This window comes from Streptomyces spinosisporus, assembly GCF_022698145.1.
Taxonomy (GTDB): domain Bacteria; phylum Actinomycetota; class Actinomycetes; order Streptomycetales; family Streptomycetaceae; genus Streptomyces; species Streptomyces spinosisporus.
The window spans coordinates 107,430-125,631 of sequence record NZ_JALDAX010000020.1 but is presented as its reverse complement, the minus strand read 5'-3'; the positions used below and the strand labels follow the sequence as shown (position 1 = coordinate 125,631).

Below are 18,202 nucleotides of genomic sequence, written 5' to 3'. Positions count from 1 at the left end.
CGATCGGCGGCGACCCGCCAGGGGGTCACCGCCGATACGCTTCTGACCTGCAGAAATGCCGATTACTTCACTGCAGGGCCGACCTCGAGCCGGATCGTGGAGCCGTCCTTGGCCTCCTGAACGATCTTGATCTTGGTGTTGGTGTCAGTGATCTTGACGCCGCCGGCCGGGTTCGCCGGGTCGTAGTAGGTGTTCGTCCGGTCGTTGAAGACCGGCACCCCGGAAGAGCTCTTGATCTTCGTCGCCACGTCCGCGTTGTGCAGCGTCATGCCGTCCGTGCGGTAGCGGCTGAAGGGCGAGTCGTAGGCCTGGATGCGGTTGCGCATCAGCGTGCCGTCGGACCACTTCAGCGCCGCCGGGTGCGAGTCGACCGGCAGGATCAGACCCGTGCCCGGGTGGTCACCGGTGTTGTTGTCCAGCTGCGAGGTGTCCCACTTCCAGATCAACAGGCCGTTCTGGTACGGGTAGTGCTCCACCCAGTCCGGACGGGTCGTCGAGAAGCCGAAGTTGTACGGGCCCGTCTTCAGGGTCTTGTCGTACGACACGTACTGACGGTTCTCCGCGACGTAGTACTGCTGGTAGTCCTTGGTGAAGGACGCGCCGATGCGGGAGAAGCCGTTCGCGGTCCAAGCGGCGTCCGCTGCCTCGGCGTTGTCGGAGAAGACCGGTGCGCCGTCCGCGGTCACGGTGATCTCGTCGGCCGCGAAGCCCTTCTGCGCCACACCGCCGTCGGTCTGGTAGCGGAAGCGCAGCTGGATCTTCTGGCCGGCGTAGGCGTCCAGCGGGTACGACAGCTTCTTGTACGCGTCGATCGTGCCGGTGAGCGCGGGCTTGTCGCTGCCGTCGCGCGGGATGGCCTGGCCGTCCACCGTGCCGTCCAGAGCGGTCCAGTTGGCGCCGCCGTCGGTCGACACCTCGGCGTAGAGGTAGTCGTAGCCCGCCTCGATGTCGTACCAGCCGTCGAGCGTGAGGGCGGCCGACTTCTTGCCGGTCAGGTCGACTTCACGCGTCAGCGTGTTCTTCAGGTCGTCGCCGCTGCCGCTCCACCACTGGGTCGAGCCCTCGGCGGGAGTGACCACCTCGGTGGTGACCGCCTTGTCGGGCAGCGAGACCACCAGCGCCTGCTTGTTCTTGGTGTTGTACTCGGCGACGCCCAGCTTGTGCTTCGACTTCTTCCCGGCCTTCGCCGTGTCGTAGTTGAGCCAGCCCAGCTGCAGCTTGTCCCAGGCGTTCATGTCGCCCGGCAGGTCGCCGATGGCGTTCTTGCCGGTGCCGAGCCAGGAGCCGGAGGACATCAGGGTCCAGAAGCCGGTGGAGTTCTCGCCGCCGTTGGTGTCGTACTCGTCCGGCAGGCCGAGGTCGTGTCCGTACTCGTGGGCGTAGACGCCGAGTCCGCCGTTCTCCGGCTGCATGGTGTAGTCGCCGACCCAGATGCCGGTGTCGCCGACCTGGGTGCCGCCGAGCTTGTTGTTCTCGGGGCCGGTGGCGCCGGCGTCGGTGCCGAAGGCGTACCAGCGGTGGGCCCAGATGGCGTCGGTGCCCTGGGCGCCGCCGCCCGCGGACTCGTCCTCGCCGGCGTGCACGATCTGGAAGTGGTCGATGTAGCCGTCGGGCTCGTTGAAGTTGCCGTCGCCGTCGAAGTCGTAGCGGTCCCACTGGTCGTACTGGGCGAGGTCCGCCTTGATGTCGGCGTCGGACTTGCCGGCCGCCTTCTGGTCGGCGACCCAGGCGTTGAGGCCGTCGCGCACCAGGTTCCAGGCGGTGGAGCAGGTGGTGGAGCCGCAGGCGTTGTTGCCGTAACGGGCCTCGTTGTAGGGCACCTTGACCCAGTCGCTGACTTCGCCGTCGACCGAGTAGCGGCCCGAGGACTGCTTCTCGTAGTACTTCTTCAGCGACTCGGTGTTCTTGCCGGTGCCGAAGTACATCTCCTCGAAGTGCTGCTGGTTGTAGTCCGCCTTCCAGTCCGTGGAGTTGTCCTTGGACCGGTCGGGAGCGGCTATCTGGTTGTGCAGGGGGCCGGGGGTGCCGCCGTACTTCGGGTCTGTCTGGTCGCCGAACTCCGCGAGGATGGTGAAGATCTTGTCGGTCTTCTCCCGGCTCAGCTCGACGTACTTGCTGTCGCCCTTGCGGCTCTTGAGCTGGACGACCTGCGAACCGTGCCGGTCCTTGGCCTGAGCCCGGCCGGATATGACCTCGTTCAGGGCCTCCTGGCGCTGGGCCTCCTGGGTCTTGGAGAGGGGTCCGTCGAGGTCGTGCTCCGCCATGTTCTTGACCGCCGCCGGGTCGTGGCGCTCGACGGTGGCGGATCCCGCCGGGTCGGCGGCCTGGGCCACGGCGAACGTCGAGAACGTGGCGGTGGCCGCCGCGAGCGCGACACCGATCGCGGTCGCTCTGAACGTCCAAGGTCTATGGGTCACTTGAGTTCCTCTGGGTCAAGGTGCATGTCAAGTGACGCAATTTGACTAGAGGCTGGTAAGAAAAAACAGACCTTGACTTGGACAGAACAAGTGCACTATGCGGAAGCGGAATCCGTTTTACGAACACCCCGACCGGCGCGTTGTTTCGTCCACGTGCTGGACGCCATGACTCCGTGCGCCCCCTGTGCACCGGCACTGTTGGTTAGGTCACGCTTACTGTTCGTTCCGCTCGGGCACACACGCGATTAGAGTCGGTTGGCGGACAGCCTTGAAAACGGCGGAAAGCCAGGCCGACACCCCCGTGGACCCCCACTTCCGAGGACACGATTGCCATGCCTCGTCCGACGCCCGCCCAGCTCGTCTACGGTTCGTGCACCGTGATCTTCTCGACGCTCGCCATGCTGCTGCTGTCACAGACGAGTTCGGGCGTGGGGATCGCCGTCATCGCCGTCTCGGCACTCGCCCTCGGACTCCTGGTCGCCATGACGGTCCCGCTGCCCAGGCCCAGGGTCGTCGCGGTCGAGCAGCCGGCCCGCAACGAGGCGCTGGTACCGGCCGCGGTCGCGTCCGGGGCGTCCGAGCCGGTGCGTGAACGCGCCGCTTCCTGAGCCACGGCGAGCGCGTCCCCGCGTCAACGGGTGCTGACCACCACCGTCTTGGCGGCCTTGTCGTGCAGGCCCTGCTTGTAGGGCCGGTCGAAGTAGCTCCAGCCGCCCGAGATCGCGGTCCAGATGCAGGCGCAGCAGAACGCGAACGGGATCCACAGCACCGCCGCGCGGGCCAGCGAGGTCTGCACGGAGGGCGTGGAGCCGTTGTTGAGGTTGGCCACGCGCATGTTCAGCCACTTCTTGCCGAGCGTCTGCCCCGACGTGCTGGTCATGAAGGTGTCGTAGGCGATGTAGAGCACGGCCGCGACGACCGACTGCGCGAAGGACTTGCCGTACTCGATGTCGTCGCCGTCCACGCTGTACTCGTGCACACCCATCGGCCAGGTGAGCAGCCAGACGACGATGCCGACGAGGATCATGTCGATGATCCGGGCCAGCGTGCGCTTCCCGCTGGGGGCGAGCGGGGGCATGCCGGCGAGCGGATCGGCGGGGTAGGAGGAGCCGCCGTAGGGGTCACTGGCACCGTGCGGGCCGCCGGCGTAGGGGGGCGGCTGGCCGCCGGGAGGGGGTGGTCCGCCGGGGGGCGGCTGTGGGGGCTGCCCGCCGCCTGAAGGGGCGTCGTACGGTGAGCCCGAGCCGGGGGCGGGCGGGGGCTGTTTCCGGAACGGGTCGTCCTCCGGCGGCCTGCCGGAGCCCGGGGGCGGTTCGGTGCTCATGGCCCGAGTGGACCGCGAACCTCCCGGCCGCGCATCCGGCGAACGTCCGTCCGGATGACCGAATCAGCTGCTGCCTACGCCGTATGCGGTCATCCCGCGACGAACGTACCCGCCGCCTTGTCGTGCCAGCACTGGTGCCAGGGGCGGTCGAACAGGCACCACACGATGCCCACGACCCCCACGACGAGCAGGCCCGGCACGCTGTAGACGAGCCAGCGGCGCAGCGCACCGCCGAAGGACGGCGGCTCGTGCGCCTCGATGTCCCGCACCTGCAGCCCCAGCAGCTTCTTGCCCAGCGTGCGGCCCCACTTGGCGGTGGGCAGCGCCTCGTAGAGGACGCCGAAGACGAGCAGTACCGCGAGGACCACGCCCAGGTACACCGAGGTCGTGCCGTCCAGCAGCCATACGGTCACGGTCTCGCCGGAGAGCTTGGCCGCGTCGATCTTCTCGTCGACGTGGTCGAGCGCCTTGGTGCCGAGCGGTACGGCGGCCACGGCGGTGACGCCCGCGAGGACGACGGTGTCCAGCAGCCGGGCGGCCAGCCGCTTGCCCAGGCCCGCCGGGCGGGCGGCGGACTGACGCCGGGCGGCGGCCGTGAAGACGTCCTCGACGGGCGGCCTCCAGGGGGCCACCGGCTGCTCCTCGCCGGCGCCCGCGAGCCGGTGCACCTGCTGCGCCCAGGAGGACTGACCGCCGCCGGGGCCGGTGGTCAGGGGTGCGGGAGGGGCGGCGGGTGTCTGGGCGGCAGGTGTCTGGGCGGCGGGGGCGGACGACTGCGGAGGGACGGTCGGGGCGGCCTGGGGGCCCGAGGGTCCGGGCGCGGCGGGGGCGGGGGACTGCGCCTGCGCCGCGGAGGCCCGCTCGGCCGCCGCCTTGCCCGCGCCGAAGCCGGGCTTGCCCGTGCCGCCGGACTGCGCCCCGTCCTGCCGTCCCGTGCGCGGGGAGACCGCGCGGAAGGTCATGGTGCCCTCGTCGCCCACGGGGCCGCCGGGACCGGGGATGCCGGGAGTGGCCGCGTCCGCGGGGCGCGCGGCGGGCGCACCGGATCCGCTCTTCGCGCCCGTCGCGGCGGCGCTCCCCGCGGCTCCCCCGGGGTTCGCCGTCGGCCTGCGGAAGACGAACGTGCCGCCGGAGGCCACGTCGTCGGCGCCGCCGTCCGCGGGCGGGATCGTCGCGGTGCCGTCGGTGCGCGCGGCCCGGCCGTCGGGCTGGGCCGGCGGATCGGCGGGCACGCGCGGGTCGGCGCCCTGCGGCGCGCCCCACGACACCCGGCGGTCCTGCTCGCCGCCGAAGCCCGACTGGTGCGCGCGGTCGGCGCCCCAGGCGGAGGCGGGTTCGGGACGGCTGCCGTGCTGGGCCTCGGACGGGGACGGCCCCGGCTGGGGGTCCTCGTCGAAGAAGTGCGGTCCCGTCTCCTCGACGGGAGCCGGGTTAGAGCCGGGCGGCGGCATGAGCGACTCGCCGTCGGTCGGCGCCGGACGGCTGGTGCCCGGTACCCAGGCCGCGCCGTTCCAGTACCGGACATATCCAGGAATGGACGGATCCGGGTAATAGCCTTCGCGGGGCCTGTTGTCACCGGGGGCCGGGGTTGGGGCGCTCATGTCCGTCGTCCCGTATCTGCTCGGGGGTGAATATCGGGGCTCCACATCTATCAGACCCGCCGCTCCCCCACCGACCGTCCCGCTGGACCCGCCCCCTTTCCGGGCAACCCCGTGCACGGCCTTCACAGAGTCGGACACAAAGTCGGACACAGAGCCGGAAAAAACTTCCGGCGACTCGCGTAATGCCCGGGCGGTTTCCCCCTCTCCCTCGTACGGACCCCGCACGGGGCCCGTACACCTGCCCGAGAGAGGAACCGCACGACATGCACTACACCGTGGTGGAACGCGAGCTCGAACTCAGACTGATCCTGTCCCCGGAGCGCAGCATCCCGGTCCCGGCGCGGCTGAGCTACCGCACCGACGACCCGTACGCCGTCCACGTCACCTTCCACATCAACTCGGACAGCCCCGTGTACTGGACCTTCTCCCGCGATCTGCTGGTGGAGGGGGTGTTCCGGCCGTGCGGGCACGGGGACGTGCGGGTGTGGCCGACCAAGTCGCAGGGGCGCAGCGTCGTTCTGATGGCGCTGAGTTCACCCGACGGTGACGCCCTGCTGGAGGCGCCGGCCGCCCAGGTGTCCGCCTGGCTCGAGCGCACGCTGCGGGTGGTGCCCCCGGGGACTGAGGGCGAGCAGCTCGGGATCGACGACGCGCTCGATCAGCTGCTCGCCCGGTGACCGGACCGGCGGACGGTTCAGAACAGCTTGCCCGGGTTGAGGAGGTTCAGCGGATCGAAGACCTGCTTGATGTTCCGCTGCATCTCCAGGCCCACCGGGCCGATCTCGCGCGCCAGCCACTCCTTCTTCAGGACCCCCACGCCGTGCTCGCCGGTGATCGTGCCGCCGAGTTCGAGGCCGAGGGCCATGATCTCGTCGAAGGACTCGCGGGCGCGGCGGGACTCGTCGGGGTCGGCCGCGTCGAAGCAGACGGTCGGATGGGTGTTGCCGTCGCCCGCGTGCGCGACGACCCCGATGGTGAGCTGGTACTTCTCGGCGATCCGCTCGGTGCCTTCGAGCATGTCGCCGAGCCGGGACCGCGGCACGCACACGTCGTCGATCATCGTGGTGCCGCTGACGGCCTCCAGCGCGGTGAGCGACAACCGCCGCGCCTGGAGGAGCAGTTCGGACTCGGCGACGTCGTCGGCGGGGACCACCTGGGTGGCACCCGCCGCCTCGCACAGCGCGCCGACGGCGGCGAGGTCGGCGGCCGGGTCGGAGGTGTCGAAGGCCGCGAGGAGCAGGGCCTCGGTGGTCTCCGGCAGGCCCATCTGCGCCATGTCGTTGACCGCCTTGACCGTCGTACGGTCCATCAGCTCCAGCAGCGAGGGCACATGGCCGCCCTCCATGATCCGGCAGACCGCGTCGCAGGCGGCCGCCCCGGACGCGAACTCGGCCGCCAGCACCAGCTGCTGCGGCGGCTTGGGCCGCAGCGCCAGGACCGCCCGTACGACGATGCCGAGGGAGCCCTCGGAGCCGACGAAGAGCCGGGTCAGGTCGTAGCCCGCGACGCCCTTGGCGGTACGGCGGCCGGTGGACATCAGCCGTCCGTCGGCCAGCACCACCTCCAGGCCGAGCACGTACTCGGCCGTGACCCCGTACTTCACACAGCACAGGCCGCCCGAGGCCGTCCCGATGTTGCCGCCGATCGTGCACATCTCCCAGCTGGAGGGGTCCGGCGGGTAGTACAGACCGTGCTCGCCCACCTCGCGCGAGAGGACGGCGTTGATCACGCCCGGCTCGACCACCGCGATGCGGTCGACGGGGTTGATCTCCAGGATCCTGTCCATCTTCGTCAGCGACAGCACGATGCAGCCGTCGGTGGCGTTGGCGCCGCCGGACAGTCCGGTGCGGGCGCCCTGCGGGACGACCGGGACCCGCAGCTCCGTGGCGGTCCGCATGACGTGCTGCACCTGTTCGACCGTGCGCGGCAGCACGACCACCGCCGGGGAGCCGGCCGGGCAGAAGCTGGCCATGTCGTTGGCGTAGGAGACCGTGATGTCCGGGTCGGTCAGGACGGCCTCGGCGGGCAGACCGGCCAGCAGACGGTCGACCAGGCTGCCCATCGCTGCTGTGTCTTCGTCGCGACGCGCTTCGATACGGCTCATGATCACAGCGTCGCACCCGGGGCCATCGGTGTGAACCCCGTCTACGGCACTGGACGTATGCCGGGATGTGCTCGTCGTACTGACGCACAGTGATCGCCATGGAGGAGACGCAAGCGGAGGCGGCCGGGCGCGGACACCGGGCGGCGCGGGGGCGGCGGCTGCTGATCGCCGCCGTCGCGGGATGTGCCGTGCTGGGCGGGGCGCTCGCGCTGTGGCCGTGGCAGCGGCCGGCCGCGCACCCGCCCGCCCTGCCGGCACCGGGAGCGCAGGCGCTGTCGGCGGTCGCCGCGGGGGTGCCGGCCGCGCTGCCCGACCTGGCGGCGCTGATCGACGAGCGCGAGGCCCTGGTGCGGACGCATCCGAAGGACGCGGGGTCGTGGGCGGTGCTCGGGGCGGCCTATGTCGAGCAGGGGCGGCGCACCGCGGACGCCACGAACTACCCGCGGGCCGAGAAGGCGCTGCGCACCTCGCTGACGGTCCGGCCCAAGGGCAATGCGCAGGCGCTGGACGGCATGGCGGCGCTGTCCGCCGCCCGGCGGGACTTCCGTTCGGCGCGGACCTGGGGCGAGGCGGCGCTGAAGGCCGCGCCCAGGCGGTGGACGACGTACCCGCTGCTGATCGACGCCTACACGGGGCTCGGCGACTACAAGGCGGCCAAGCGCACGCTGGACCGGCTGCTGGAGCTGCGCTCCGGGGCGGCCGTGCAGGCGTGGGCCGCGGCCGTCTACCGCGACCGGGGCTGGCGCGAGGACGCGGCGGCCGCCCTGTCCGACGCGGCGGCCGGCGCCCTGCGGCCCGCCGAGCAGGCGGCGTATCTGGAGCGGGCCGGGCAGCTGGCGTTCGAGCGCGGGGACCTGGACGAGGCGCTGCGGCGCTTCGAGGAGGCCGTGCGGCTCGACCCCGATCAGCGTGCGGCGCAGGCCGGGCAGGGGCGGACGCTGGCCGCGCTGGGCCGCACGACGGAGGCGCTGAACGCCTACCGGGTGGCGCTCGGCAAGCGGCCGTGTCCCCGGTACGCCCTGGAACTGGGCGAGTTGTACGAGTCGCTGGGGCTCACCCAGGCGGCCCGGGTGGAGTACGACCAGCTGCGCGCGCGGGTGGCGGACGAGACGGCGGGCGGGGTGGACGGCGAGCTGGTGCTCGGCATCCTGGAGGCGGACCACGGGGACCCACGGGCGGCCGTGCGCCGGCTGCGCGCCGAGTGGCAGCGGCAGCCGGGGATCGAGGTGGCCGACGCGCTGGGGTGGGCGCTGCACCGCGCCGGGGACGACAAGGAGGCGCTGAAGTTCGCCGCGAAGGCGACGGACCACGCGCACGGCGGCGGGGTGCGCAGCGCCCTGTACGCGTACCACCGGGGCATGATCGAGCGGGAGTTGGAGCTGGCCGGGCCCGCGCGGCGGCATCTGCAGGAGGCGCTGCGGATCAACCCGTACTTCTCGCCGCCGGCCGCGCCCCTGGCCGAGCAGGCCCTCGCGGCGCTCGGCGAACCGCCCGACGAGCCGGTGCCCACGGGCTCCCCGGACGGCGACGACGAGGACAACAAGCCCTCGCGGCAGCCCCGTTGAGTCAGACCGCCGCCGTCCCGATCAGGGCGTTGCGGGTGACGAGGGCGGCGAGCTGCTCCTCGGTCAGCCCGTCCGTGCCGTCCGGGCGGCGCGGCAGCACCATGTAGCGGGTCTCCGCGCTGGAGTCCCACACCGTGATCTCGGTGCCGGCGGGCAGGTCGAGGCCGAACTCGCCGAGCACGGCGCGGGGTTCGCGGACCACGCGGGAGCGGTAGGCCTCGGACTTGTACCAGCTCGGCGAGGGGCCGAGCAGCCGCAGCGGATAGCAGGAGCAGAGGGTGCAGACGATGACGTTGTGCGTCGCTTCCGTGTTCTCGACGACCCGCAGACGCTGGTACGAGCCCTCCATGAAGCCGAGTTCACGCACGGCGGCGGTGCCGTCGGCCAGCAGCCGGGCCTTGAACTCCGGGTCGGTCCAGGCGCGCGCGACGACCCTCGCGCCGTTCGCCGGCGAGGCCCCGGACAGGGACGCGTCGATGATCTCGTCGAGCCGGGCGCCGGAGAGCACCCCCTTGTCCTCCAGCAGGGTCTCCAGCCGCCGCACCCGCTGTGCGATCGTCGCGTCCGCGTGGTCACCGCTCATCGGCCGCATCCTCTTCGTCCGCTTCCAGATAGCTTTCCCACAGGTCCAGTACGACGTGGTGGTCGCCCTCGCCCCACAGGTCCCGGGCCGCGAACCGGACCGCGTAGACCTGCTCGACGGGTGCGTCCCCGCGGCCCTGTGCGCTGACGTCGGCGAGTTCGGCGTGCCCCTCCGGTTCGACGACGACGCCCCGTTTGCCGCGGGCGTAGCGCGGCAGGCGGGTGTGGTGCGGCGGGTCGTGGCGGAAGGTGCGCACGGGCGTGCCCGGCGGGAAGCGGTCAGGCATCGAGCTCACCGGGCTCGATCACGCCCTTGCGTTCCAGCAGGGTGCACACCGCCCGGAACCAGCGCTCGTAGTACGACGCCGCCAGATACTCGGCCGGCGGCATCGACTCGATCGCGTCGCGGAACTCGTTGGTGTTGAAGATCCCCTGCGCGCGCAGGGCGTTGAAGAGCCCGACGACGCGCGCCTCCCAGTCCGCGTGGAAGGGCTCGGGATCGTCGCCGGTGTCGATGGCACCGAAGCCCTCGAAGCCGCCCACGTCGTTGATCCTCGCCATGCGGCCAGCCTACGACCGGGCCGCCGCCGCGTCGTCCTTGACGACGATGGAGAAGCGGCGGGCCCCCAGCTCCCCCGACGCGAGACCGAAGTACACCTTCGGCCGCGAGCCGCCGCGCACGGCCACGCCCTCCGGCTCACGATGGCTGAGCTGATGGCCGGCCACGGTGCGCGTCTGCTGGAGGAGCTCGCCGGTGGCGACGGAGAGGCTGGAGAGGTACGCGTTGCCGCGCCCCGCCGCCGGGTTGGTCCTCGCGTCGTAGGCGGAACCGGCGATCTGGTAGATGACGTCGCCGTGCAGGGCGTAGCCCTGGAAGGGGATCGCCGGGTCGGGGTGGGCGCCCGTCTGGGCGAGGTCCGCGACCGGGTCGTCGTAGCGGCGGGCCACGAACGCGTCGAGGTCCCAGACGCGGTAGCGGGGCCGGTTGTGCCTGTCGCGGTAGCGGACGGCGATGCGCCGGGAGGTCATGCAGACCGACGGCTGGTTGTTGACGGAGTCCGCCACCGGGTGGCGGACGGCGACCTGCGTGTGGGTGCGGACGGCGCCGTTCCTGAAGTGGAAGCGGGTGACGCCCTGCCCGAAGCCCCGCTCGGCGTCGGCCTCGGTCCAGATCCAGGTGCTGCCGTCACGGGCGTCGCGCTGGACGCCCATGCTGACGCCGTGCCCGAAGCGTCTGAGGTACATGTGGCCGAGCCGCTTGCCGCCCAGGTCCAGCTGGTTGAGGCACAGGTCGCCGGCCGCGTGGCCGTGCGCGGTGACCTGCAGGACGTAGAGATGCCCGTTCGCCTCGTCGAAGGCGAAGGACTGCAGCACCGTCGGCTCCTTGAGCGTGGCCTTCTGCCACAGCCAGCGCGCGGACGGTACGGCGAGGTCGATCGCAGTGGACATTGGTCCCCCCATGTCCTGCGGATGCCCTCGCGGCACCCACAGGACATGAGAGCGTCAACCGCCGTTCAGCGGTTGCAATTCTGCGGACTCACAGGTTGCCGCGCTTGGCCTGCTCCCGCTCGATCGCCTCGAACAGGGCCTTGAAGTTGCCCTTGCCGAAGCCCATCGAGCCGTGGCGCTCGATGATCTCGAAGAAGACGGTCGGACGGTCCTGGACCGGCTTGGTGAAGATCTGCAGCAGATAGCCGTCCTCGTCGCGGTCGGCCAGGATCTTCAGCTCGCGCAGGGTGTCCACGGGCACGCGGGTGTCGCCGACCCACTCGCCGAGGGTGTCGTAGTAGGAGTCCGGGGTGTTGAGGAACTCCACGCCCGCCGCGCGCATCGTCCGTACGGTCTGCACGATGTCGTTGGTGTTGAGCGCGATGTGCTGCACGCCCGCGCCGCCGTAGAACTCCAGGTACTCGTCGATCTGGGACTTCTTCTTGGCGACGGCGGGCTCGTTGATCGGGAACTTCACCTTGAGCGTGCCGTCGGCCACCACCTTCGACATCAGCGCGCTGTACTCGGTCGCGATGTCGTCGCCCACGAACTCCTTCATGTTCGTGAAGCCCATGACCTTGTTGTAGAAGCCGACCCACTCGTTCATCCGGCCGAGTTCGACGTTGCCGACGCAGTGGTCGACGGCCTGGAAGGTGCGGTGGGCGGGCGGCTGGACGATGGGCTCGGCGGCGACGAAGCCGGGGAGGTAGGGGCCGTCGTAGCCGGAGCGGTCGACGAGTGTGTGGCGGGTCTCGCCATAGGTGGCGATCGCGGCGAGGACGACGGTGCCGTGCTCGTCCTTCACCTCGTACGGCTCGGCCACCGAGCGGGCGCCGTGCTCGACGGCGTAGGCGTACGCGGCGCGGGCGTCCGGCACCTCGATGGCGAGGTCGACGACGCCGTCGCCGTGCTCGGCCACATGCTGGGCGAGGAAGTGGCCCCAGGTGGTGGCGGGCTTGATGACGGAGGTGAAGACGAAGCGCGCCGAGCCGTTCTCCAGGACGTAGCTCGCGGTCTCGCGGCTGCCGTTCTCCGGTCCGGAGTAGGCGACCAGCTGCATGCCGAAGGCGCTGGAGTAGTAGTGCGCCGCCTGCTTGGCGTTGCCCACGGCGAAGACGACCGCGTCCATTCCCTTGACCGGGAAGGGGTCGGCCTGCCGGGCGGTGTCGGGAGTGTGGTGTGTGGTCTGCGTCATAGCGGCAGCCTGGCCCCCATACGCAAGGTGCGCAATAGTTCGCGTATTCGCTGGGCATTCTGCTCAGTGCGAGCCGCGTATCCACCGGCTTTCTGTACAGGATGACCACTGCCCGGGGAGGCTGATGTGGCGATCGACCGGCTGGACGGGCGGATCATCGTGCTGCTGGCGCGGGAGCCGCGGATCGGGGTGCTGGAGATGTCCCGGCGCCTCGGGGTGGCGCGCGGGACGGTGCAGGCGCGGCTGGACCGGCTTCAGTCGAATGGAGTCATCCGCGGGTTCGGGCCGCAGGTGGACCCGGCCGCCCTCGGCTATCCCGTCACCGCCTTCGCCACACTGCAGATCCGACAGGGCCAAGGCCCGGACGTACGAGCCCACTTGGCGACCGTGCCGGAGGTGCTGGAGCTGCACACCACCACCGGCAGCGGGGACATGCTGTGCCGGCTGGTGGCCCGCTCCAACGCCGATCTCCAGCGGGTCATCGACCGGGTTGTCGGTTTTGATGGCATTGTCCGGGCCGCCACCGCTATCGTCATGGAAAATCCCGTTCCGCTGCGGATCATCCCGCTGGTGGAGCAGGCGGCGGAGGAACCGGAGAGGACCTAGCCGACCCTGGGGTGAGCGCGCGTGAACTTCTGGGAGTATCTGAGCAACCGCCATCAGCAGCTGCTCACCGATGCCTACCAGCACGCGAGCGCCGTGTTCCAGTGCATGGTCGCGGCGACCGTGATCGGCGTACTGATCGGGATCGTCGCCTACCGCACCGAGTGGGGCGCGAGCCTCGCCACCACGGCCACCTCCACCATCCTGACCATCCCCTCGCTCGCCATGATCGGTCTGCTGATCCCGATCGTGGGCCTGGGCGTGCCGCCCACCGTGATCGCGCTGACCCTGTACGGGCTGCTGCCGATCGTGCGCAACTCCATCGTCGGGCTGCGCGGCGTCGACCCGTCCCTGGTGGACGCGGCGACCGGCATCGGCATGTCCCGGCTGATGCGGCTGGTACGGGTCGAGCTGCCGCTGGCCTGGCCGCCGATCCTGACCGGGATCCGGGTCTCCACCCAGATGCTGATGGGCATCGCGGCCATCGCCGCCTACGCCTCCGGGCCCGGCCTCGGCAACGAGATCTTCCGCGGCATCGGCTCACTCGGCAGCAAGAACGCGCTGAACCAGGTGCTCGCGGGCACGCTGGGGATCATCATCCTCGCCCTCCTGTTCGACGCCGCGTACGTCCTGATCGGACGGCTGACCATTTCGAGGGGGATCCGTGCCTGAGTCTTCCGACGGTCACGCGGCCACCGGCGCGACCATCGAGCTGGACAATCTGACCAAGGTCTACCCGGGCAGCCCCGCCCCGGCCGTCGACAACGTCTCCATGGAGATCAAGGCCGGCGAGATCGTCATCTTCGTCGGCCCCTCCGGCTGCGGGAAGTCCACCACCCTGAAGATGATCAACCGGCTGATCGAGCCGACCGGCGGCCGTATCCGCATCGGCGGCGAGGACGTCACCGACATGGACCCGGTGAAGCTGCGCCGCAAGATCGGCTACGCCATCCAGTCGGCCGGTCTCTTCCCGCACATGACGGTCGCCCAGAACATCGCCCTCGTACCGAAGATGGTCGGCTGGCCCAAGCCACGCATCAAGGCGCGGGTCGAGGAGCTGCTCGACCTCGTCGGTCTCGACCCGGGCGAGTTCCACGGGCGCTATCCGCGCCAGCTGTCGGGCGGCCAGCAGCAGCGGGTCGGTGTGGCGCGGGCCCTGTCGGCCGATCCGCCGGTGCTGCTGATGGACGAGCCGTTCGGGGCGGTCGACCCGATCACCCGCGACCACCTCCAGGACGAGCTGATCCGGCTGCAGCACGAGCTGCACAAGACCATCGTGTTCGTCACCCACGACTTCGACGAGGCCATCAAGATCGGCGACCGGATCGCCGTACTGCGCGAACGCTCGCACATCGCCCAGTTCGACACCCCGGAGGCCATCCTCACCAACCCGGCGGACGACTTCGTCTCCGGGTTCGTGGGCGCGGGCGCCGCCCTGAAACGGCTCAACCTCACCCGCGTACGGGACGTCGAGATCACCGACTACCCGACCGTCACCCTCGACGACCCGCTCCAGGAGATCTTCAACCGGCTCCGCGGCAGCGGCACCAACGAGATCCTGCTGCTCGACAAGCGCCACCGCCCCTACAAGTGGCTCAGACGTGGCGACCTCATGCGCGCCCGCGGCTCGCTCGCGCGCGCGGGCACCCTGGTCAGCGACACGGTGACCCGGGACGCCACCCTCCGGGACGCCCTGGAGGCGGTGCTCACCGACAACGCCGGACGGGTCGCGGTCACCGGGCGGCGCGGCGAGTACGAGGGCGTCGTCGACATGGAGACCCTGATCAACTCCGTGCACGAACTGCTGGAGGCCGACCGGCTCGACGCGCTGGAGCACCAGCACGAACTGCAGGAACTGCGCAGCGCCCAGACGCACGCCGAGCAGGAGGGCGCCGAAGGGGGTACGAAGGCGTGACCACCCCCGAGCTCGACGAGCGGGAGGACCAGGAGGAGGCCGGCGCGACCCGGCCGCCCGCGCCCGAATCCCCGAAGGCCCGCATCAGCTGGCAGAAGCTGACGATCCTGCCCGCCGTGCTCGTCGCCGTCCTGCTCGCGACCTGGCTGTGGTTCCGGCAGGCCGACCTGGACTCGATCTCCGAGAACGCCCTGTCCGGCGGCCAGGTCTCCAAGGCCCTGTGGCAGCACATCCAACTGACCGTGATCTCCACCTTCTTCGTGCTGATCATCGCGATCCCGCTGGGCATCCTGCTCACCCGCAGGGCCTTCAGGAAGGCCACCCCGGTGGCGATGGCCTTCGCCAACATGGGTCAGGCGACCCCGGCGCTCGGCCTGCTCGCGCTGCTGGTGATCTGGCTCGGCACCGGCACCAGGGCCGCGCTGATCGGCATCATCATCTACGCCATCCTGCCGGTGCTGTCGAACACCATCGCCGGCCTCAGGGCGAACGACCCGACCCTGCTGGAGGCGGCCCGCGGCATCGGCATGTCGCCGCTGGGCGTGCTGGGCAGGGTCGAACTCCCGCTGGCCGTCCCGCTGATCCTCGCCGGGGTCCGCACCGCCCTCGTCCTGAACGTGGGCACCGCCACCCTGGCCACCTTCGGCGGGGGCGGCGGCCTGGGCGTACTGATCACGACCGGCATCACCAACCAGCGGATGCCGGTGCTGATGCTGGGCTCGATCCTCACGGTCGTCCTCGCGCTCCTCGTGGACTGGCTGGCCTCGCTCGCCGAACTGCTCCTGCGGCCACGGGGGCTGGAGGTGGACGTATGAGACGGGGTACGGGTCTGCTGCTGGCCGCCGTCCTGGTGGCGGCGTCCGGCTGCGGACTGCAGAGCGGCTCGCCCATGACCGACGACGTACGGCCCGGCACGGTCGGCCGGGGCGAACCCCTCGAGGGCGCCCATCTGACCGTCACCTCCAAGGAGTTCACCGAACAGCTGATCCTCGGCGCGATGATGGGCATCGCCTTCGAGGCGGCCGGCGCCGACGTCCTGGACCGCACCGGCATCCAGGGCTCGATCGGCTCACGCGAGGCGGTCAAGGCGGGGGACGCGGACGGCGGTTACGAGTACACGGGTACGGCCTGGATCACCTACCTCGGCAACAGCAAGCCGATCGTCGACCCGCACAAACAGTGGGAGGCCGTCCGGGACGCGGACCGGAAGAACGGCGTGACCTGGCTGCCGGCCTCCGAACTCGACAACACCTACGCGTTGGCCATGAACCAGGCCAACTACAAGAAGTACCGGACCAGGAACCTGTCCGAGGTGGCCGCGCTGGCCAAGAAGGACCCGGGGGCCGTGACCCTGTGCGTGGAGGGCGAGTTCGCCAACCGGGCGGACGGGCTGCCGGGCATGGAGAAGAAGTACGGGATGAACATCCCGGCGAAGAACGTCACGCAGATGGACACCGGGATCATCTACACCCAGGTGGCGAAGGGGAAGTGCACCTACGGCGAGGTGTTCACCACCGACGGACGCATCAAGTCGATGAACCTGGTGGTCATGGCGGACGACAAGCACTTCTTCCCCAACTACAACGTCGCGCCGATGATCAACACGAAGACGCTGGAGAAATGGCCGGCGATCGCGCAGGTCCTCGCCCCGATCACCAAGAAGCTCAACAACGACGTGGCACGGACGCTGAACGCGAAGGTCGACGTCGACGGGGAGGATCCGCACCAGGTGGCGCTGGACTGGATGAAGCAGGAGGGGTTCGTGAAGTCCGGCTGAGCGCCGCGAGCGTCGTCAGCAGGAGGGGACGGAGCCCTTGCCGGAGTTCAGGGCGACCAGGGCGTCCACCGCGCCGTCCAGCGTCTTGACCGGGATCAACCGCATCCCCTTGGGCAGCTCGGACTTCGCGTCGGAGCACTCGGCCTTCGGCACCAGGAACACCGTCGCCCCGTCGCGGTGCGCGGCCTGCGTCTTCAGCGCGACGCCGCCCACGGCGCCGACCGTGCCGTCGTCGTCGATGGTGCCCGTACCGGCGATGCTACGGCCGCCCGTGAGATCACCGCCGCTGCCGTTGCCGTCCAGCTTGTCGATGATGCCGAGGCTGAACAGCAGCCCGGCGCTCGGGCCGCCGACGTCGGCGAGCTTCAGCGTGACCTTGATCCTGTCGTCGCCGAGGTGCAGGTAGTCCAGCGCGGCCCGGGTCGCGGCGTCCTGCGACTCCTTCATCTGCGCGCGGTTGTGCTCCTCGATCTCCTTGGTGGAGTCGCCGCTCGGATAGACCGAGTCCCGCGGCATGACGGCCCGGTCCGTGGCGAACCAGGCACTGACCACGTCACCCAGCGACACATCCGTGTCCGGGCTCGTCGCCTCGATCGTCGTCATCCGCAGCTGCCCGCTGGTCCTGCGGGTCTTCGCACCCGTGATCGTGATCACCGCGGAGCCCTGGTTCTCCCCGAGCACATTCGCCGTCATCCCGGGCTGCGCCAACGAGAACGGCAACGGCGCGAAGACCGCCGCAGCGATCAGCGCCACAACGGGCAGAGCACAGACAGCAAGGGCCTGGGGGCGTGTGAGGCGAGAGAGCACGGGATCAATCTAACGCCCCGGGGACCCCCGACCGGGCGCCGGGGAGCGCCGGGGGGTGCCGCTTTTCAGGGGCGCGGGGAACTGCGCGACCAGCCACGACGAACCCGCACCCGCGCACCCCCCGGCGCGACACCTCTGCAGCTAGCGCAAAGCCTCCGCAACCTCCTTGGCCGCGTGCACCACGCGAGGCCCCACCCGCTCGGGCACCGCCTCCGCCAGCATCACGACACCCACACTCCCCTCGACCCCGGTCACCCCGAGCAGCGGCGCAGCCGCCCCACTGGCGCCCGCCTCCAACTCCCCATGGGTCAAGGTGTATCCGGGCTCCCCCACGGGCATCGACCGCGCAGCGAGAATCGCCCGCCCAGCGGCCCCCCGGTCCAGCGGATGCCGGAACCCGGCCCGGTAGGCCACGTGATAGTCCGTCCAGGTCGGCTCCACGACGGCCACGGCCAGCGCGTCCGACCCGTCCACGAGGGTGAGATGCGCGGTGGCGCCGATGTCCTCGGCGAGCGAGCGCAGGGCCGGCAACGCGGCCTCCCGCACCAGCGGATGCACTTGCCGCCCCAGTCGCAGCACACCGAGCCCCACTCGGGCACGGCCGCCCAAGTCCCGGCGTACAAGGGCATGTTGTTCGAGCGTGGCCAGCAACCGGTACACCACGGTCCGGTTCACGCCCAGTCGATTGGATAGCTCGGTGACGGTCAGCCCGTGGTCCGTATCGGCCAGCAGCTTGAGGACGCGCAGTCCTCGGTCGAGCGTCTGAGAGGTCTCCGCGGTCACGACGCCCACTCCTCCAAGTGGTGAGGTCGGCGACCTTTGCG

At 70.6% G+C, this 18,202-nt stretch carries 19 protein-coding genes; 8 read left to right on the top strand and 11 right to left on the bottom strand.

Annotated features, from left to right (window positions below; translation table 11 throughout):
• Positions 1–62 precede the first annotated feature (62 nt).
• Positions 63–2,417, bottom strand: a complete 2,355-nt coding sequence (locus tag MQN93_RS36755) for an immune inhibitor A domain-containing protein (RefSeq protein ID WP_242712939.1) — start codon at positions 2,415–2,417, stop codon at positions 63–65.
• Positions 2,418–2,749: 332 nt separating this feature from the next.
• On the opposite strand from MQN93_RS36755, the gene MQN93_RS36750 reads away from it, so the two are divergent.
• The gene (locus MQN93_RS36750; RefSeq protein ID WP_242712938.1) at positions 2,750–3,025 is read left to right on the top strand and encodes a hypothetical protein; all 276 of its coding nucleotides are present in this window, start codon (positions 2,750–2,752) and stop codon (positions 3,023–3,025) included.
• Positions 3,026–3,048: 23 nt separating this feature from the next.
• Here MQN93_RS36750 and MQN93_RS36745 read toward each other — a convergent pair whose 3' ends face one another.
• Positions 3,049–3,741 (bottom strand): RDD family protein, encoded by a 693-nt coding sequence (locus MQN93_RS36745; RefSeq protein WP_242712937.1) that lies wholly within the window; start codon positions 3,739–3,741, stop codon positions 3,049–3,051.
• An 89-nt stretch (positions 3,742–3,830) separates the two neighbouring features.
• Positions 3,831–5,342 carry an RDD family protein gene (locus tag MQN93_RS36740; protein ID WP_242712936.1) on the bottom strand — a complete coding sequence of 504 codons (1,512 nt, stop codon included), beginning with the start codon at positions 5,340–5,342 and terminating at the stop codon, positions 3,831–3,833.
• A 263-nt stretch (positions 5,343–5,605) separates the two neighbouring features.
• Here MQN93_RS36740 and MQN93_RS36735 point away from each other — a divergent pair, with 263 nt between their 5' ends.
• Entirely contained in the window at positions 5,606–6,019 is a 414-nt protein-coding gene (locus tag MQN93_RS36735) for an SsgA family sporulation/cell division regulator (RefSeq protein WP_016438070.1), read from the top strand.
• Between the two features lie 17 nt (positions 6,020–6,036).
• On the opposite strand, the gene MQN93_RS36730 is transcribed toward MQN93_RS36735, so the two are convergent.
• Entirely contained in the window at positions 6,037–7,452 is a 1,416-nt protein-coding gene (locus MQN93_RS36730; RefSeq protein ID WP_037783733.1) for an FAD-binding oxidoreductase, read from the bottom strand.
• 92 nt (positions 7,453–7,544) lie between these two features.
• On the opposite strand from MQN93_RS36730, the gene MQN93_RS36725 reads away from it, so the two are divergent.
• Positions 7,545–9,011, top strand: a complete 1,467-nt coding sequence (locus MQN93_RS36725) for a tetratricopeptide repeat protein (RefSeq protein WP_242712935.1) — start codon at positions 7,545–7,547, stop codon at positions 9,009–9,011.
• Position 9,012: 1 nt separating this feature from the next.
• Here the strand turns inward: MQN93_RS36725 and nthA are convergent, their stop codons facing one another.
• From nthA to hppD, 5 genes are all read right to left on the bottom strand, one after another.
• Positions 9,013–9,594 carry a nitrile hydratase subunit alpha gene (nthA, locus tag MQN93_RS36720; protein WP_242712934.1) on the bottom strand — a complete coding sequence of 194 codons (582 nt, stop codon included), beginning with the start codon at positions 9,592–9,594 and terminating at the stop codon, positions 9,013–9,015.
• Positions 9,584–9,880 carry an SH3-like domain-containing protein gene (locus MQN93_RS44445; protein WP_016438074.1) on the bottom strand — a complete coding sequence of 99 codons (297 nt, stop codon included), beginning with the start codon at positions 9,878–9,880 and terminating at the stop codon, positions 9,584–9,586. Before MQN93_RS44445 ends, nthA begins: the two co-directional genes overlap by 11 nt.
• Entirely contained in the window at positions 9,873–10,154 is a 282-nt protein-coding gene (locus tag MQN93_RS44440; protein ID WP_016438075.1) for an SH3-like domain-containing protein, read from the bottom strand. Before MQN93_RS44440 ends, MQN93_RS44445 begins: the two co-directional genes overlap by 8 nt.
• Positions 10,155–10,163: 9 nt before the next feature.
• Positions 10,164–11,042 (bottom strand): phage baseplate protein, encoded by an 879-nt coding sequence (locus MQN93_RS36710; protein ID WP_242712933.1) that lies wholly within the window; start codon positions 11,040–11,042, stop codon positions 10,164–10,166.
• Positions 11,043–11,130: 88 nt separating this feature from the next.
• A complete protein-coding gene (gene hppD, locus MQN93_RS36705; protein ID WP_242712932.1) occupies positions 11,131–12,276 on the bottom strand; it encodes a 4-hydroxyphenylpyruvate dioxygenase in 1,146 nt (381 codons plus the stop codon).
• Between the two features lie 126 nt (positions 12,277–12,402).
• On the opposite strand from hppD, the gene MQN93_RS36700 reads away from it, so the two are divergent.
• Genes MQN93_RS36700 through MQN93_RS36680 form a run of 5 tightly spaced genes read left to right on the top strand, consistent with a single transcriptional unit; the run spans position 12,403 to position 16,571 of the window.
• Positions 12,403–12,882, top strand: coding sequence for an Lrp/AsnC family transcriptional regulator (locus MQN93_RS36700; protein WP_016438078.1), 480 nt, complete (start codon positions 12,403–12,405; stop codon positions 12,880–12,882).
• 21 nt (positions 12,883–12,903) lie between these two features.
• Positions 12,904–13,551, top strand: a complete 648-nt coding sequence (locus MQN93_RS36695) for an ABC transporter permease (protein WP_016438079.1) — start codon at positions 12,904–12,906, stop codon at positions 13,549–13,551.
• Positions 13,544–14,794, top strand: a complete 1,251-nt coding sequence (locus MQN93_RS36690) for a betaine/proline/choline family ABC transporter ATP-binding protein (RefSeq protein WP_016438080.1) — start codon at positions 13,544–13,546, stop codon at positions 14,792–14,794. The genes MQN93_RS36695 and MQN93_RS36690 overlap by 8 nt, the downstream gene beginning before the upstream one ends.
• Positions 14,791–15,609: an ABC transporter permease gene (locus MQN93_RS36685; protein WP_242712931.1), complete on the top strand. Its 819-nt coding sequence runs from the start codon at positions 14,791–14,793 to the stop codon at positions 15,607–15,609. The genes MQN93_RS36690 and MQN93_RS36685 overlap by 4 nt, the downstream gene beginning before the upstream one ends.
• Positions 15,606–16,571 carry a glycine betaine ABC transporter substrate-binding protein gene (locus MQN93_RS36680; protein WP_242712930.1) on the top strand — a complete coding sequence of 322 codons (966 nt, stop codon included), beginning with the start codon at positions 15,606–15,608 and terminating at the stop codon, positions 16,569–16,571. The genes MQN93_RS36685 and MQN93_RS36680 overlap by 4 nt, the downstream gene beginning before the upstream one ends.
• 15 nt (positions 16,572–16,586) lie before the next feature.
• Here MQN93_RS36680 and MQN93_RS36675 read toward each other — a convergent pair whose 3' ends face one another.
• Positions 16,587–17,378: a YlbL family protein gene (locus MQN93_RS36675; protein ID WP_242712929.1), complete on the bottom strand. Its 792-nt coding sequence runs from the start codon at positions 17,376–17,378 to the stop codon at positions 16,587–16,589.
• A 141-nt stretch (positions 17,379–17,519) separates the two neighbouring features.
• On the bottom strand, positions 17,520–18,161 hold the full coding sequence (locus MQN93_RS36670) for an IclR family transcriptional regulator (RefSeq protein WP_016438084.1): 642 nt from the start codon (positions 18,159–18,161) through the stop codon (positions 17,520–17,522).
• Between the last annotated feature and the right edge of the window lie 41 nt (positions 18,162–18,202).

Coding starts and splice junctions, on each gene's coding strand:
- MQN93_RS36750 (WP_242712938.1), top strand. CDS start 2,750: ATGCCTCGTCCGACGCCCGCCCAGCTCGTCTACGGTTCGTGCACCGTG.
- MQN93_RS36745 (WP_242712937.1), bottom strand. CDS start 3,741: ATGAGCACCGAACCGCCCCCGGGCTCCGGCAGGCCGCCGGAGGACGAC.
- MQN93_RS36740 (WP_242712936.1), bottom strand. CDS start 5,342: ATGAGCGCCCCAACCCCGGCCCCCGGTGACAACAGGCCCCGCGAAGGC.
- MQN93_RS36735 (WP_016438070.1), top strand. CDS start 5,606: ATGCACTACACCGTGGTGGAACGCGAGCTCGAACTCAGACTGATCCTG.
- MQN93_RS36725 (WP_242712935.1), top strand. CDS start 7,545: ATGGAGGAGACGCAAGCGGAGGCGGCCGGGCGCGGACACCGGGCGGCG.
- nthA (WP_242712934.1), bottom strand. CDS start 9,594: ATGAGCGGTGACCACGCGGACGCGACGATCGCACAGCGGGTGCGGCGG.
- MQN93_RS44445 (WP_016438074.1), bottom strand. CDS start 9,880: ATGCCTGACCGCTTCCCGCCGGGCACGCCCGTGCGCACCTTCCGCCAC.
- MQN93_RS44440 (WP_016438075.1), bottom strand. CDS start 10,154: ATGGCGAGGATCAACGACGTGGGCGGCTTCGAGGGCTTCGGTGCCATC.
- MQN93_RS36710 (WP_242712933.1), bottom strand. CDS start 11,042: ATGTCCACTGCGATCGACCTCGCCGTACCGTCCGCGCGCTGGCTGTGG.
- hppD (WP_242712932.1), bottom strand. CDS start 12,276: ATGACGCAGACCACACACCACACTCCCGACACCGCCCGGCAGGCCGAC.
- MQN93_RS36680 (WP_242712930.1), top strand. CDS start 15,606: ATGAGACGGGGTACGGGTCTGCTGCTGGCCGCCGTCCTGGTGGCGGCG.